The 15,616-nt window shown below is 67.7% G+C and carries 14 protein-coding genes; 9 read left to right on the forward strand and 5 right to left on the reverse strand.

Going from position 1 to position 15,616, the window contains the following annotated elements; genetic code table 11:
- The first annotated feature begins 103 nt into the window (after positions 1 to 103).
- The 4 genes from sucC to modA all read left to right on the forward strand — a co-directional run bounded on the left by sucC (position 104) and on the right by modA (position 4,617).
- Positions 104 to 1,288 (forward strand): ADP-forming succinate--CoA ligase subunit beta, encoded by a 1,185-nt coding sequence (sucC, locus tag K3G64_RS13510; protein WP_238884960.1) that lies wholly within the window; start codon positions 104 to 106, stop codon positions 1,286 to 1,288.
- A gap of 22 nt (positions 1,289 to 1,310) precedes the next feature.
- Positions 1,311 to 2,225, forward strand: a complete 915-nt coding sequence (sucD, locus tag K3G64_RS13515) for a succinate--CoA ligase subunit alpha (protein WP_238884962.1) — start codon at positions 1,311 to 1,313, stop codon at positions 2,223 to 2,225.
- Positions 2,226 to 2,334: 109 nt separating this feature from the next.
- Positions 2,335 to 3,873, forward strand: a complete 1,539-nt coding sequence (locus tag K3G64_RS13520) for an acetyl-CoA acetyltransferase (RefSeq protein WP_238884964.1) — start codon at positions 2,335 to 2,337, stop codon at positions 3,871 to 3,873.
- Between the two features lie 39 nt (positions 3,874 to 3,912).
- Positions 3,913 to 4,617 carry a molybdate ABC transporter substrate-binding protein gene (modA, locus tag K3G64_RS13525; protein WP_238950647.1) on the forward strand — a complete coding sequence of 235 codons (705 nt, stop codon included), beginning with the start codon at positions 3,913 to 3,915 and terminating at the stop codon, positions 4,615 to 4,617.
- 1 nt (position 4,618) lies between these two features.
- On the opposite strand, the gene K3G64_RS13530 is transcribed toward modA, so the two are convergent.
- Positions 4,619 to 5,467 carry an LLM class F420-dependent oxidoreductase gene (locus K3G64_RS13530; protein WP_238884966.1) on the reverse strand — a complete coding sequence of 283 codons (849 nt, stop codon included), beginning with the start codon at positions 5,465 to 5,467 and terminating at the stop codon, positions 4,619 to 4,621.
- A gap of 130 nt (positions 5,468 to 5,597) precedes the next feature.
- Here K3G64_RS13530 and K3G64_RS13535 point away from each other — a divergent pair, with 130 nt between their 5' ends.
- From K3G64_RS13535 to purH, 4 genes are all read left to right on the forward strand, one after another.
- Complete coding sequence (locus K3G64_RS13535) at positions 5,598 to 6,443, forward strand: DUF5336 domain-containing protein (RefSeq protein WP_238884968.1); 846 nt, start codon at positions 5,598 to 5,600, stop codon at positions 6,441 to 6,443.
- Positions 6,444 to 6,516: 73 nt separating this feature from the next.
- Positions 6,517 to 7,872, forward strand: a complete 1,356-nt coding sequence (locus K3G64_RS13540; protein ID WP_238884970.1) for a cell division protein PerM — start codon at positions 6,517 to 6,519, stop codon at positions 7,870 to 7,872.
- Positions 7,873 to 7,882: 10 nt separating this feature from the next.
- The gene (gene purN, locus K3G64_RS13545) at positions 7,883 to 8,512 is read left to right on the forward strand and encodes a phosphoribosylglycinamide formyltransferase (protein ID WP_238884972.1); all 630 of its coding nucleotides are present in this window, start codon (positions 7,883 to 7,885) and stop codon (positions 8,510 to 8,512) included.
- Complete coding sequence (purH, locus tag K3G64_RS13550) at positions 8,509 to 10,077, forward strand: bifunctional phosphoribosylaminoimidazolecarboxamide formyltransferase/IMP cyclohydrolase (RefSeq protein WP_238884974.1); 1,569 nt, start codon at positions 8,509 to 8,511, stop codon at positions 10,075 to 10,077. Before purN ends, purH begins: the two co-directional genes overlap by 4 nt.
- 84 nt (positions 10,078 to 10,161) lie before the next feature.
- Here the strand turns inward: purH and pstB are convergent, their stop codons facing one another.
- Genes pstB through K3G64_RS13570 form a run of 4 tightly spaced genes read right to left on the reverse strand, consistent with a single transcriptional unit; the run spans position 10,162 to position 14,005 of the window.
- Positions 10,162 to 11,094, reverse strand: a complete 933-nt coding sequence (gene pstB / locus K3G64_RS13555) for a phosphate ABC transporter ATP-binding protein PstB (protein ID WP_238884976.1) — start codon at positions 11,092 to 11,094, stop codon at positions 10,162 to 10,164.
- A gap of 7 nt (positions 11,095 to 11,101) precedes the next feature.
- A complete protein-coding gene (gene pstA / locus K3G64_RS13560; protein WP_238884977.1) occupies positions 11,102 to 12,034 on the reverse strand; it encodes a phosphate ABC transporter permease PstA in 933 nt (310 codons plus the stop codon).
- Positions 12,031 to 12,996, reverse strand: coding sequence for a phosphate ABC transporter permease subunit PstC (gene pstC / locus K3G64_RS13565; protein WP_238884978.1), 966 nt, complete (start codon positions 12,994 to 12,996; stop codon positions 12,031 to 12,033). Before pstC ends, pstA begins: the two co-directional genes overlap by 4 nt.
- A 46-nt stretch (positions 12,997 to 13,042) precedes the next feature.
- On the reverse strand, positions 13,043 to 14,005 hold the full coding sequence (locus K3G64_RS13570) for a PstS family phosphate ABC transporter substrate-binding protein (RefSeq protein ID WP_238884979.1): 963 nt from the start codon (positions 14,003 to 14,005) through the stop codon (positions 13,043 to 13,045).
- Positions 14,006 to 14,206: 201 nt separating this feature from the next.
- On the opposite strand from K3G64_RS13570, the gene K3G64_RS13575 reads away from it, so the two are divergent.
- Entirely contained in the window at positions 14,207 to 15,589 is a 1,383-nt protein-coding gene (locus K3G64_RS13575; RefSeq protein ID WP_238884980.1) for a sigma 54-interacting transcriptional regulator, read from the forward strand.
- Positions 15,590 to 15,616 lie beyond the last annotated feature (27 nt).

The following is a 15,616-nucleotide window of genomic DNA, read 5'->3' on the forward strand; positions in this document are numbered from 1 at the left end:
AGGCGGTGTCAACGGATTCCGCAGGTGTGGATACAGTTCCCCCGAGCCACAGGCCCAAAACCTCCGAAGACACCGCGCTAGAGACAGGGATGTTTCACAGCCCATGGATTTATTCGAGTACCAAGCCAAAGAGCTGTTCGCCAAGCACAACGTGCCCACCACGCCCGGTCGGGTGACCGACACCGCCGAAGATGCCAAGGCGATAGCCGAGGAGATCGGCAAGCCGGTCATGGTCAAGGCGCAGGTCAAGACCGGTGGCCGCGGCAAGGCCGGTGGCGTGAAGTACGCGGCCACGCCCGACGACGCCTTCACCCACGCGCAGAACATCCTCGGGCTCGACATCAAGGGTCACGTCGTCAAGAAGCTGCTGGTCTCCGAGGCCAGCGACATCGCCGAGGAGTACTACATCTCGTTCCTGCTCGACCGCGCCAACCGCACTTACCTGGCGATGTGCTCGGTCGAGGGCGGCGTGGAGATCGAGGAGGTCGCCGCGACCAAGCCCGACCGGCTGGCCCGTGTCCCCGTCGACGCGCTCAAGGGCGTAGACGAGGCGTTCGCCCGGGAGATCGCCGAGAAGGGCCACCTGCCCGCCGAGGTGCTCGACGCCGCCGCGGTGACCATCGCCAAGCTGTGGGAGGTCTTCGTCAAAGAGGACGCCACGCTGGTCGAGGTCAACCCGCTGGTGCGCACCCCTTCCCTCGGTGAGGACGACCCAGGCCAGATCCTCGCGCTGGACGGCAAGGTGACGCTCGACGCGAATGCCGACTTCCGGCACGAGGACCACGCCGAGTTCGAGGACAAGGACGCGTCGGACCCCCTCGAGCAGAAGGCCAAGGAACACGACCTGAATTACGTCAAGCTCGACGGGCAGGTCGGCATCATCGGCAACGGCGCCGGACTGGTCATGTCGACGCTGGACGTGGTGGCCTATGCCGGGGAGAAGCACGGCGACGTCAAGCCCGCCAACTTCCTCGACATCGGTGGCGGCGCCTCGGCCGAGGTGATGGCCGCGGGTCTCGACGTAATCCTGAGTGACGAGCAGGTCAAGAGCGTGTTCGTCAACGTCTTCGGCGGCATCACCGCCTGCGACGCCGTCGCCAACGGCATCGTCAACGCGCTGAAGATCCTTGGTGACGACGCCAACAAGCCGCTGGTGGTTCGCCTCGACGGCAACAACGTCGACGAGGGGCGCCGCATCCTTGCCGAGGCCGACCACCCGCTGGTGACCGAGGTCGGCTCAATGGACGAAGCCGCCGACAAGGCCGCCGAACTCGCCGCGAGCGCCTGAGACTCAAAGGAAACATGACCCAATGTCGATATTTCTGAACAAGGATTCCAAGGTCATCGTCCAGGGCATCACCGGCGGTGAGGGCACCAAGCACACCGCGCTGATGCTCAAGGCGGGCACCCAACTGGTCGGCGGCGTGAATGCCCGCAAGGCCGGAACGACGGTGTCTCACAAGGACAGAGACGGCAACGATGTCGAGTTGCCGGTGTTCGAATCCGTCGGCGAGGCGATGAGGGAGACCGGGGCCGACGTGTCGGTGGTCTTCGTACCACCCAAATTCGCCAAGGACGCGATCATCGAGGCCATCGACGCCGAGATCGGTCTGCTGGTCGTCATCACCGAGGGCATCCCGGTCCAGGACACCGCCTACGTGTGGGCGTACAACCTGTCTAAAGGTGGCAACAAGTCGCCGAAGACCCGCATCATCGGCCCGAACTGTCCGGGCATCATCACGCCGGGCGAGGCGTTGGCGGGCATCACGCCGAACAACATCACCGACAAGGGTCCGATCGGCCTGGTGTCGAAGTCGGGAACGCTGACCTACCAAATGATGTTCGAGTTGCGCGACTTCGGGATCTCGACCGCGATCGGCATCGGCGGTGACCCCGTCATCGGGACCACGCACATCGACGCGATCGAGGCGTTCGAGAAGGATCCCGACACCGAGGTCATCGTGATGATCGGCGAGATCGGCGGCGACGCCGAGGAGCGGGCCGCCGACTACATCAAGGACAACGTGTCCAAGCCGGTGGTCGGCTATGTCGCGGGCTTCACCGCGCCGGAGGGCAAGACCATGGGCCACGCCGGCGCGATCGTGTCCGGGTCGTCGGGCACCGCCGCGGCCAAGAAGGAGGCGCTCGAAGCCGCGGGCGTCAAGGTCGGCAAGACGCCGTCGGAGACGGCCCGCTTGGCGCGCGAGATCCTGCAGAGCAAGTAGGTCCAGGGCCTCCCTGGCGCGAGCGACCGTGTGAACTGCGCCGCAGGATTAGGAACGTGTTCCAACTTTCGATTAGCCTGACGAATTAACACCCGTCAGGAGGTCTGTAATGGTTCACCCCCGGACCCCCGTCCTCGTCGGCGTCGGCCAATGCACCGAGCGCATCGACGACCCTGACTACCGCGGCATGTCCGCGGTGGATCTGGCGACCGAAGCGGTGCGTGCCGCGCTGGCCGACACCGGCGTCGACCCGGGGACGGCCGCCGCGGCGGTTGACACCGTGTACGGGCTGCGCCAGTTCGAGATCTCCGGGCCGATACCGGCGACGCTGGGCAAGTCGAACAACTACCCCCGCTCGGTCATGCGCCGGGTCGGCGGCGATCCGGCCCGGGTCGTGCTGGAGCCGGTCGGCGGCCAGGGCCCGCAGAAGCTCGTCACCGAGGCAGGCGATGCGATCGCGTCCGGCGAGCTCGACGTGGCGATGATCATCGGCTCGGAGCCTGGGTCGACGGCGCGGTTCTGGCGCCGTGCCGCCGAGAAGGGCGAAGCCACACCAGACTTCACCGAGCATGTCGACGGTCAGCTCGAGGACCGTGGCCACCAGATCCATCAGTACTTCACCGAGTACACCGCCTCGCACGGTCTGACCGGCGCGGCCGTGCAGTACGGCCTGCTCGACAACGCGCGCCGGGCGCGGCTGGGGATGGGCGTGCTCGAGTACCGCCGGGCGATGGCGGAGTTGTTCGCTCCCATGTCGAAAGTCGCCGCGAAGAACCCGTTCTCGGCGTCACCGGTCGAGCGCTCGGTCGACGAGATATTCACCGTCACCGATGACAACCGGATGATCTGTGATCCGTATCCGAGGCTGTTGGTCGCGCGCGATCAGGTGAATCAGGGCGCCGCGGCGGTGCTGATGTCCGTCGAGGCAGCCCGCAGACTCGGTGTGCCCGAAGACAAGTGGGTGTACCTGCACGGCCATTGCGACATGACCGAACAGGGTCTGTTGGACCGGGCCGATCTGGGCGCCAGTCCCGCGGCGGTGCACGCTGCGCGAGAGGCGTTGCGGGTCGCGGGAATCGGCGTCGACGATGTCGCAACCTTCGACCTGTACAGCTGTTTCCCGTTCCCCGTGTTCGTGGTCTGTGAGGCACTGGGCATCGGCGGTGACGATCCGCGCGGCCTGACGGTGACCGGCGGCCTGCCGTACTTCGGTGGACCGGGCAACAGCTACTCATTGCACGCCATCGCCGAGACCGTGGTCAAGATGCGGGAAACGCCAGGGTGTTTCGGGTTCGTCGGCGCCAACGGCGGCACTATGAGCAAGTACTCTGTCGGCATCTACTCGACCCGGTCCGCCGAATGGCCCACCACCCGCGGAGCCGAGTTGAACGCCGAGGTGGCCGCGTTGCCGACAGTGGCGGTCACCGAATGGCCCGAGGGCCGGGGCACCATCGAAACCTATTCGGTGCGTTACGACTGGCCGGTGCGCACCGGCGTCATCATCGGCAGGTCCGCCGCGGACAATTCACGGTTCTTGGCCATCACCGAGGACGCAGATCTGGTCGCGTTGATGGCCGACGGTGATCCCCTCGGGGCTGCCATCACGGTGCGCCGCGACGGCAAGGTCAACCGCGCCAGCCTGGCCTAGGCGGTCGTGAAGCGAACAGCATTCGCCGCGGTACTGGTCATGCTCGCGGCAGGATGCAGTTCACAGCAGGGGGATTCGATCGTGGTCTTCGCCGCGGCGTCGTTGAAGGCCCCGTTCACCGAGATCGGCGAGCAGTTCGAGGGGGACAATCCCGGCGCCACCGTGGAATTCTCGTTCGCCGGGTCGTCCGATCTCGTGACGCAGTTGACGCAGGGCGCCCGCGCGGACGTGTTCGCGTCGGCCGACACCCGCAACATGGACAAGGCCGCCAAGGCCGGTCTGCTGGCCGGCGCTCCGGCCGACTTCGCGGCCAACACGCTGACCATCGCCGTCGCGCCGGGAAATCCGAAGCAGATCAATAGCTTTCGTGACCTGACGAAGCCGGGTGTCAGCGTTGTGCTTTGTGCACCCCAGGTGCCGTGTGGGACGGCGACACAGAAGGTCGAGCGGGCCGCGGGTGTGGACGTGGCGCCGGTCAGCGAGGAGTCGTCGGTCACCGACGTGCTGAGCAAGGTCACCAGCGGGCAGGCCGACGCCGGCGTCGTCTACGTCACCGACACCCAGGATGCCGGCGACATGGTCACCGCGGTGCCGTTCCCCGAAGCCGCCGAGGCCGTCAACACCTATCCGATCGCTGTGCTACGGCAGTCGGAAAATCCAGCTCTAGCAAGAAAATTCGTCGATCTGGTGACCGGTGAGGTGGGGCGGCGGGTGCTCGCCGAGGCAGGCTTCGCCCGGCCGTGAGCTACACCAGGGCGGCCAGCTTGCCTGCGAGTCGCTCCACGTAGCCGGCAACCTCGTCGGGCGACTTGTCCGGCAGCCCGAACAGCACCTCGGTGACGCCCAGATCCGCCCAGCGGGCCAGCTTTTCGGGATCCGGCTTGAAGTCCAGCGCCACGATCTGCGGCGCGCCGTCACGTCCGGCGCCGGCCCAGGTGTCCTGCAGGAGCTTGACCGGTGCGTCGATGTCGAAGTCGCGCGGGGTCGTGATCCAGCCGTCGGCGGACCGCGCGATCCACTTGAAGTTCTTCTCCGTCCCCGCGGCGCCGACCAGCACCGGGATGTGCGGCTGCACCGGTTTGGGCCAGGCCCAACTCGGGCCGAAATTCACGAACTCGCCCTCGTAGGAGGCTTCCTCCTGGGTCCACAGCGCGCGCATGGCCTCGAGGTACTCGCGCAGCATGGTGCGCCGCCGCCCCGGCGGCACGTTGTGGTCGGCCAGCTCATCGGTGTTCCAGCCGAATCCGACGCCCAGGCTCACCCGCCCGCTGGAGAGATGGTCCAGCGTCGCGATCGATTTCGCCAGCGTGATGGGGTCGTGTTCCACCGGCAGCGCGACGGCCGTCGACAACCGCACCCGCGAGGTCACTGCCGCCGCGGTGCCCAGGCTCACCCACGGGTCGAGCGTGCGCATGTACCGGTCGTCGGGCAGCGATTCGTCACCCGTCGTCGGGTGCGCGGCCTGGCGCTTGATCGGGATGTGGGTGTGCTCAGGCACGTAGAACGTCGTGAAGCCGTGGTCGTCGGCCAGCGTGGCGGCGGCCGCGGGGGCGATTCCGCGATCACTGGTGAACAGCACGAGCCCGTAATCCATGTCCCGAATTAGAACGTGTTTCAGTCTGGGTGGCAAGCGCGTGGGCAGCGACGGCCCAGCCTGCGGCGGTCCCAGCACCGGTGACGGGTGCGCTAGCGTGGGTCTGTCCCGCCGAAGCACAGGAGAGGTCATGACGTATCCCTCAGGCCCGCCCGGTAGCCCCGGATATCCGCCCGCACAGCAGCCGACCCCGCACTTCTCCGCGCCCACGCAGCAGTTCGGCCGGCCCGGCGAATCCGGCCCGGCCGACGGCCGGAGCAAGCTGCCGCTGTACCTGGCGGCCGTCGTCGCCGCACTGGGCTTGGCGGTGTACCTGTCGAGCTTCGCGCCGCTCTTCACCATCTCCGCCTCCGATTTCCCCGGCCTGGGCAGCATCAGCGGCAGCTCGTTCGGGCTGGTCCTGGCGATCGGTGCGGCGATCCTGGCGGGCTTGTTCGCCGGGGCAGGCCTGCTGCCCAAGCAGCGGGTCGCCACCGCGGTGATCGCGGCGCTGGCCGTCACGGCTTTCCTGCTGGTGATCGCGGAGGTCATCAACAAGCCCAGCGGCGCGAGCATCGGGTGGGGGCTTTACCTCATCATCGCCTTCACGCTGTTGCAGGCGATCGCCGCGGTCGCGGTGTTGCTGTTCGAATCGGGCATCATCACCCCGCCCTCGCCGCGACCGAAGTACGACCAGCACTACGGCCAGTACGGCGCGCCCGGCTCGTATTACGGCCAGCCTGGCCAGCCGCATCACGGCGGCCCGCAGCAGGGGCAACCTCAGCAACAGCAGCGTTCCGGATACCCGTCGACCTACCCCGGCGGCTATGGACAGGGTCCGTCCACCGGCGGATACAGCTCCGGCCAGCAGTCCGGCCCGCCGACGCCGCCGACCGGTTTCCCCACCTACGGCCAGCCGCCGTCGAGCACCGCGCCGACGACGCAGGTGCCGACACAGGGCTCGTCCTCCTCGCAGTCGGGTCAGACGCCTTCCTAGCGTGAGCCAGTAGTCTGAGCCGCGCGTGCGCGAACGTCGGGCACGCGAGCCTGTGCGAGGAGCGGCCCAACCAGTGGAACCACGGCCAGTCGGCACCCGCCAGGCGCGCGAGCTGCTCCGGGTCGCGTTCGGGCCGTCAGTCGTGGCGCTCGTCGTCATCGCGGCGGTGGTGCTGCTGCAGCTGCTGATCGCCAACAGCGACATGACCGGTGCGCTGGGTGCGGTCGCGAGCATGTGGCTGGGCGTGCACCTGGTTCCGGTGTCCATCGGCGGCGCCGAACTCGGAGTGATGCCGCTGCTGCCGGTGCTCGCGATGGTGTGGGGGACCGCGCGCACGACGGCTGCGGCGACCTCACCGCAGGGCTCGTGGTTCGTCATCCGCTGGGTCGTCGCGTCGGCTCTCGGCGGTCCACTGCTGATCGCGGCGATCGCATTGGCCGTCGTCCATGACGCCGCCTCGGTGCTGACCGAACTGCAGACCCCCAACGCCTCTGGCGCCTTCGCCGGCGTGCTGGCCGTGCACGCGGTCGGCGCGGCGGTCGGTGTGGGCTCGCGGGTCGGGCGGCGGCTGTTCGCCGCGGCGTCCCTGCCTGCCTGGCTGCCCGAGGCGATCCGCGCCTCCGCGGCCGGTGTGCTGGCGCTGGCGGGCCTGTCCGGAGTGGTGATGGCCGGCTCGCTGGTCGTGCACTGGTCGACGATGCACGACCTCTACTCGCTCACCGACTCGGTGTTCGGCCAGCTCAGCCTGACGGCGTTGTCGGTGCTCTACATCCCCAACGTGCTGGTGGGCACCGCCGCAGTGGCGGTCGGGTCCAGCGCCCATGTGGGGTTGGCGACGTTCAGTTCGTTCACGGTCTTCGGCGGCGACATCCCGGCGTTGCCGGTGCTGGCTGCGGCTCCGACACCGCCGCTGGGTCCGGTGTGGGTGGCGCTGCTGATCGTCGCGGCCGCGTCGGGCGTCGCGGTGGGCCAGCAGTGCGCCCGGCGGCCGCTGCCGCTGCTTCCCGCGGTGGGCAAGCTGGTGGTGGCCGCGGCGCTGGCGGCGGTGACGATGGCGGTTCTCGGTTACGCGGGCGGTGGCCGGCTCGGCAACTTCGGTGACGTCGGCGTCGACCAGGCCACGTTCGGTCCTGCCGTCTTCTTGTGGTTCGCCGGCGTCGGCGCGCTCACCGTCGCGATGTCGGGCGGCATCGCACGCAGGCCGCGGGCGCCGAAGCCCGCCGTCGGACCGGAGCCCGACCCCGAGCATGAGCCTGCCGATCAAGAGCCCCCCGTCGATGAAGAGCCCGCAGTCGATGAAGAGCCCCCCGTCGATGAAGAGTTTGCGTTCACCGATTCCGCCCCCGCCGTCGAGGCGCGGCCGGACCCGTTCGAGGACCCGGAGGACCACTACGTTGCGGACGACGACGGCGCTTCGGGCACCCGTTAGGCTGCCAGTCGTGCAGGCACCCCTCCGTGTATCTCCGAAGGTGCCTGCACGGGTGGTGGTGCTGGCGTCCGGCACGGGATCGCTGCTGCAGTCGCTGATCGACGCCACCGGCGACGAGTATCCCGCCTCGATCGTGGCGGTCGGTGTGGACCGCGACTGTCCGGCCGTCGACATCGCTGCGGCAGCGTCGGTGCCTTCCTACACCGTGCGACTGCGCGACCACGATGACCGGGAATCGTGGGACGCCGCCATCACCGAAGCCACCGCCGCGCACGAACCCGACCTCATCGTGTCGGCGGGGTTCATGAAAATACTTGGCCCGCATTTTCTTTCCCGCTTCATTGGGCGCATCATCAATACCCACCCGGCGTTGCTGCCGGCCTTCCCGGGCGCACATGCGGTGCCCGATGCACTGGACTACGGCGTGAAGGTGACAGGCTGCAGCGTGCATCTGGTCGACGCCGGCACCGACACGGGGCCACTACTGGCGCAGGAACCCGTGCCGGTGTTCGACGACGACGACGAGGCCACTCTGCACGAGCGCATCAAGGTCGTCGAACGACGACTGCTGGTAGAGGTATTGTCCGCGGTCGCGCTCCGCGGCGTGACCTGGACGGGACGAAAGGCAACAATAGGATGACGGGCAAACGGGCGATTCGGCGCGCATTGATCAGCGTGTACGACAAGACCGGGCTCATCCCGCTGGCGCGGGGACTGCACGACGCAGGCGTCGACATCGTGTCGACCGGTTCGACCGCGAGGACCATTGCCGATCAAGGCATTCCCGTGACGCCCGTTGAATTCGTGACCGGTTTCCCGGAGATTCTCGACGGGCGGGTCAAGACCTTGCATCCACACGTCCACGCCGGGTTGCTTGCCGACACCCGACTGCCCGCGCACACCGAGGCCTTGCAGAAGCTCGAGATCGCGCCCTTCGAACTCGTCGTCGTGAACCTCTACCCGTTCACCGAGACCGTCGATTCCGGTGCGAGCGTCGACGAATGCGTCGAACAGATCGACATCGGCGGCCCGTCGATGGTGCGTGCCGCCGCCAAGAACCATCCCAGCGTCGCCGTGGTCGTCGAACCTCGCGGCTACGACGGCGTGCTGGCGGCGGTGCGATCGGGCGGCTTCTCACTGGAGGAGCGAAAGAGGTTGGCTCTGCTGGCGTTTCGGCACACCGCGGAGTACGACGTCGCGGTCGCGTCGTGGATGGGTTCGGTGTTGGCGCCCGAGCCGGATACGGCCTCGGCGTCGCTGCCGGCATGGCTGGGCGCGACGTGGCGGCGGGACTCGGTGCTGCGCTACGGCGAGAACCCGCATCAGCAGGCCGCGCTGTACCGCAACGACGCCGGGTGGCCGGGCCTCGCGCAGGCCCAACAGTTGCACGGAAAAGAGATGTCCTACAACAACTACACCGATGCCGACGCGGCCTGGCGGGCCGCGTTCGACCACAGCGAGATCTGTGTGGCGATCATCAAACACGCCAACCCGTGTGGCATCGCGGTCTCTTCCACTTCGGTGGCCGACGCGCATCGCAAGGCCCACGAGTGCGATCCGCTCTCGGCGTTCGGCGGGGTGATCGCCGCCAACACCACCGTGACCGTCGAGATGGCCGAGACGGTCGCTGACATCTTCACCGAGGTGGTCGTCGCGCCCGCTTACGAACCCGGCGCGGTCGATGTGCTCGCCCGCAAGAAGAACATCCGGGTGCTGGTGGCCTCCGAGCCGCAACCGGGCGGCGCCGAGTTCCGCCAGATCAGCGGCGGTCTGCTGCTGCAGCAGCGCGACGAGTTCACCGCTGCCGGCGACGATCCCGTGAACTGGACGCTGGCCACCGGTGAACCTGCCGACCCCGCGACGCTGTCGGATCTGAAGTTCGCCTGGAAGGCGTGCCGCGCGGTCAAGTCGAACGCGATCGTCGTGGCGGCCGACGGCGCCACCGTCGGCGTCGGCATGGGTCAGGTCAACCGCGTCGATGCGGCCCGTCTCGCGGTGCAGCGTGCGGGGGACCGGGTGCGTGGCGCGGTCGCGGCGTCCGACGCGTTCTTCCCGTTCCCCGACGGGCTGGAGGTGCTGACCGACGCGGGCGTGAAGGCGATCGTCCACCCCGGCGGATCGGTGCGCGACGACGAGGTGACCGAGGCGGCGGCCAAGGCCGGCATCACGCTCTACCTGACGGGGGCCCGCCACTTCGCGCACTGAGGAGCGCGTCGGCGAGCGTGACCCCAGCGCTACGCGCTACGCCCGCCAGGACTGCAACGTCACGTTCGCGCGGGAAGCGCGGAGCTACCCGACCCGGCCCGATACGTACTGTTCGGTGCGCTCGTCGCCCGGTTTGGTGAATATCTTGTCCGTCTGGTCGTATTCGACCAGACGGCCGCGCGGGTTCTCCTCGGTGTCGTCGAGCTGAACCATGAGGAAGGCGGTCATGTCCGACACCCGCGCCGCCTGCTGCATGTTGTGGGTGACCACCACGATGGAGTAGTCCTTCTTGAGCTCGAGCATCAGGTCCTCGATCCGCCCGGTGGAGATCGGGTCGAGCGCCGAGCAGGGCTCGTCCATCAGAACGACGTCGGGGTTGGTCGCGATCGATCGGGCGATGCACAACCGCTGTTGCTGTCCACCGGACATTCCATAGGCGTTCTCGCCCAGCCGGTCCTTCACGTCATCCCACAGTGCCGCCTTGGTCAGTGCCTCCTCCACGATGGTGTCGAGATCGCTCTTCTTCTTCACGCCCAGAGTGCGCGGACCGAACGCGATGTTCTCGTAGATCGACTTCGGGAACGGGTTGGGCGACTGGAAAACCATGCCGATGCGCTTGCGCACCTCGACCGGGTCGACTTTGGGCCCGTAGAGATCCTGATCGTGATAGCGGATGTGGCCTTCGATCCGCGCGGCCGGGACCAGGTCGTTCATCCGATTGAAGCAGCGGATCAACGTGCTCTTCCCGCAGCCCGACGGGCCGATCATGGCGGTGATGTTGTTCTTGTAGATGTCGAACGTCACGTCCTCGACCGCGGGCTTCTTGCCGTACAACACCGTGAGGTTCTCCACGGCGAAGACCACTTCCCGCTTCTGTGGATCCGGTGGCTCACCGCGGCGTTCGCGCGAATCCCTCGCGGTGTCCTGGACGCTGGGCAGCGCCTGCACCGCGGGTCGCTCGTCATCGACGTCGGACTCGGGCCCCTGATCGGCCTGCATCGTCGATTCGTCGGTCATCGGAATCTCACCACCGTTGCTCGTATCGATTGCGGAGCCAGATCGCGAAAGAGTTCATCGCCAGCAGCAAAACCAGCATCACGATGATGCCGGCAGCCGCGAGCACGATGTACTCCTCCTGCGCTCGGGCGAAGTAGTTGAAGATCTGCACGGGCAGGACCGTGTACCGGTCGAAGAAGCCTTCCGGGACGAAGGTGACGAAGGTCGCCGCGCCGACCAGCAGCAGGGGGGCGGTCTCGCCGATCGCCCGGCCGACGGCGAGGATGACGCCGGTCGCGATCCCCGGTATCGACGCAGGCAGCACCTGGCCCCGAATGGTCTGCCATTGCGTGGTGCCCAGCGCCAGCGACGCCTGACGGATGGAGACGGGCACCGCCCGAATAGCCTCGCGCGCAGCGAGAATGACGGTCGGCAGGACCAGCAGTGCCAGCGTGATCGATCCCGCGATCACGACGAACCCGAGGTTCAACGGGCCCCGCACGATGAATGCCAGGCCGAGGATGCCGTAGACGATCGACGGCACCGCGGCCAGATTCTGAATGTTCAATTCGATCAGGCGATTCCACCATCGCTCCCGGTCGGCATACTCCTCCAGGTAGAGGGCGGCGCCGACGCCCAGTGGCACCACCAGGGCGATCACCCCGCCGATGACGAAGAGCGTGCCGACGATCGCGTTCAGGAATCCTGAGTCCTCGGGGAATGCCGCGGTCGGTTCGGTGAACAACTCGATGCCCAGCTGCGGCAGGCCCTGGAGGAAGGCGTCGATGATCAGCGCCGCGAGCCCGGTCATCGACAACGAGATCATCAACAGCAAGAACGCGAAGAACAGTTGTCCCCGTACCCGTTCCCCGCTCGGCCGCTTGTCGAATCGCGCCTCGACAGCCGCCCGGGCGCCCGAGGTGGCGAGCCGGGTCCGCGGCGCTTCGTACCTGGTGCTCATTCGTACACCTGCCGATAGCGCCGGACCAGCCGGATGCTGATCGCGTTCATCGCGAGCGTCATCAGGAAGAGCAGTAGGCCGACGGCGAAGATGGTGTCGTATTCGATAGTGCCCGTGGCGATGTCGCCCGTCGCGGTGACGCCGATGTAGGCGGTCATCGCCTGGATGGACTCGGTGAACGTGATGTCCATGTTGGGGCTGTTACCCGCCGCCATCAGCACCACCATCGTCTCTCCGATGGCACGGGACACGCCGAGCACTATCGCGGCCACGATCCCCGACAGTGCCGCCGGGAAGACCACGCGCAGCGCCACCCGCATCCGGCTGGCGCCCATGGCATAGGCGCCGGCCCGCAGGCCGTGCGGCACCGCGGACATGGCGTCCTGGGAGATCGACGCGATGATCGGCACGATCAGCAGTCCGATCGCCAGTCCGGCGGCGCCCGCGTTGAAGATGTTGGGCCCCGAACCCAGAAATCCCGGCCAGATGTCCTGCAACAGAGGGGTGATGAAGGAGAACGCGAAGAACCCGAACGCGACGGTCGGCACACCTTCGAGCACCTCGAGGATCGGCTTGACCACCTTGCGCACGCCGTTGGGGGCGTACTCGCTCAGGTAGATGGCCGCCCCGAGGCCGAGCGGAATCGCCGCCAGCAGCCCCCACAACACCACGCTGAGGGTGCCGGCGACCAAGGGCAGCACACCGAAGCTCTCCGGGACGAACGACGGCGACCACCTTGTGCCGGTGAGGAATTCGAGCGGCGCCACGGTCTCGAAGAACTGCAGCGCCGGCCCGACCAGCGACACGACGATCGCGATCGTGGTCGCGACGGACAGCGCCGCGCACACGGCGAGAATGCCTTTGATGGCTTTTTCGCCGTAGCGCGGGCTGACCGGCTCCAGACTGCTGGTTCGTCGGCCCCCCGTCAATCCGGCCGCCGTCAGCGCATCTCGTGAAACCACTTGTCTTCCTCTATCTTCCAGAGTGACTACGCCTTCGGGGCGACGACTATCCCGTCAGGCTCGCGACCTTGTCCCTGGCCTCTTGCAACTGCTGCTCGGTGAGCGCGATGAAACCGACCCGCTGCGCGACGTCGTTGACGTTGTCGAGGTAGAAGTTCACGAACTCCTGTACTTCGCGCTGTTCGAGCGCTCGGGCCGACGGGTAGATGTAGAGCTGGCGGCCAAGCGGGTTGTACGACTTGTTCTGCGTGTTCTCCGGGGTGGGTGCCACACACTCGCCGGCCTCGTTGCGGATCTCCAGCGCCTTCAACCGCTGCTTGTTCTCCGCGAAGAACGAGTAGCCGAAGTAGCCGATGCCACCGGCGGAGCCGGATACGCCGGTCACCGTTGCGTTGTCGTCCTCGCCGACGATGTTGACGCCTTGCGAGCGCTGTGCGCCCTCCTCGCCGTTGACCGCTTCGGTGAAGTAGTCGAACGTGCCGGAGTCGGCGCCGGGGCTGAAGATCTGCAGCTGCTGGTCGTAGGCCGGCTCGATGCCGGGCACCTGGTTCCAGTTGGTGGCGTTGGCCCGCGGACCGTAGATGGCCTGCAGTTGTTCCGGCGAGACACAATTGACCGGGTTCTCCGGGTTGACGACCACCGTGAGCGCGTCGTTGGCGACGGTGATCTCGTCGAACTGGATGCCGGCCTGCTCGCAGGCTTGCACCTCTTCCTGGCTGATCTGCCGCGATGCGTCCGAGATCGCGGTTTCACCGTTGCAGAATTTCTCGAAGCCGCCCCCGGTGCCGGACGTGCCGACCGACACTCGCACGTCGGGGTGCTCCTGCTGGAACATGGCGGCGATCGCCTCGGTGAGAGGCGCGACGGTGCTCGACCCGTCGATGATGATGTCGCCGGAGAGTCCGTCGCCACCGGCCTCGGGTTGGTCGCCGCCGCCGCACGCGGCCAACGCCAGGGAGGTGATCGTCAGAAGGCTCGCCGCTGCGAGCGGTCGGTGCCGCAGTTTCATTACAAGTCTCCTCGGGAGTCGATGGGGTGCGCTGCCGCTCATTGCCCGAGCCGAGGCGACGAAATCCCCCTCATCCGATGAACAAGCGGTGAACGGCTCGGAGGGTCAGCCGAGGCGAGTGAGCGTGCACAGAATCTGACGGAAAAGCGGCGTGTCGTATGCAGACGCGCCCCGTCGCCGGACAAGTCGTAGCGTGGAGTGGTGACTGCACCTCATGATCTGCCCCGGACCGTCGGCGAGCTGAAGGCCGCCGGTCATCGCGAGCGGGGCGTCAAGGAAGAAATCCGGGACAACCTGCTGGCCGCGCTGGCGCAGGGAAGCAACCCGTGGCCCGGCATCTTCGGCTTCGAGGACACCGTCATCCCGCAGCTCGAGCGCGCGCTGATCGCCGGCCACGACGTGGTGCTGCTCGGCGAACGCGGGCAGGGCAAGACGCGGCTGCTGCGTGCATTGACCGGCCTGCTCGACGAGTGGACGCCCGTCATCGCCGGCTCGGAACTGGGCGAGCACCCTTTCAGCCCGATCACCCCGGAATCGATCCGCCGCGCCGCCGACTCCGCCGACGACCTGCCGATCGAGTGGCGGCACCGCAGCGAGCGCTACACCGAGAAGCTGGCCACCCCCGACACAAGCGTGGCCGACCTCGTCGGCGACATCGATCCCATCAAGGTGGCCGAGGGCCGCAGCCTCGGTGACCCCGAGACCATCGCCTACGGGCTGATCCCGCGCGCCCACCGCGGGATCGTCGCGGTCAACGAGCTGCCCGACCTCGCCGAGCGGATCCAGGTGTCGATGCTCAACGTCATGGAGGAGCGCGACATCCAGGTCCGCGGCTACACGCTGCGGCTGCCCCTGGACGTGCTCGTGGTCGCCAGCGCCAACCCCGAGGACTACACGAACCGCGGCCGGATCATCACCCCGCTCAAGGACCGGTTCGGCGCGGAGATCCGCACGCACTACCCGCTGGAGCTGGAAGCCGAGGTCGGCGTGATCCGCCAGGAGTCACACCTTGCCGCCGAGGTGCCCGACTACCTGCTGCACGTGCTCGCCCGGTTCGCCCGCTACCTGCGCGAGTCGCGCTCGATCGACCAGCGGTCGGGGGTGTCCGCGCGGTTCGCGATCGCGGCGGCCGAGACGGTCGCCGCGGCCGCGCGGCACCGCTCGGCCATCCTGGGTGAACAGGATCCGGTGGCACGGGTGGTCGACCTGTCGAGCGTGGCGGACGTGCTGCGCGGCAAGCTGGAGTTCGAATCCGGCGAGGAGGGTCGCGAGCAGGCGGTGCTCGAACACCTGCTGCGCCGCGCCACCGCCGACACCGCGCAGCGCCTGCTCGGCGGTATCGATGTCGGGCCGCTGGTGGTCGCGATCGAGGGCGGCTCGGCGGTCACCACCGGTGAGCGCGTGTCGGCGCGCGAGGTACTGGCCGCCGTGCCCGAGGTGCCCGCGATCGCCGAGATCCAGAAGCGGCTCGGTGCGACCACCGACGGACAGCGCGCGGCCGCCGTCGAGTTGGCGCTCGAAGCGCTGTATCTGGCCAAGCGCATCGACAAGGTGTCCGGAGAAGGCGAAACCGTCTATGGCTAAGCGCCGCCGTACGACGATCAAGCAGCG

The organism is Mycobacterium sp. IDR2000157661 (assembly GCF_022317005.1).
Lineage (GTDB): Bacteria > Actinomycetota > Actinomycetes > Mycobacteriales > Mycobacteriaceae > Mycobacterium.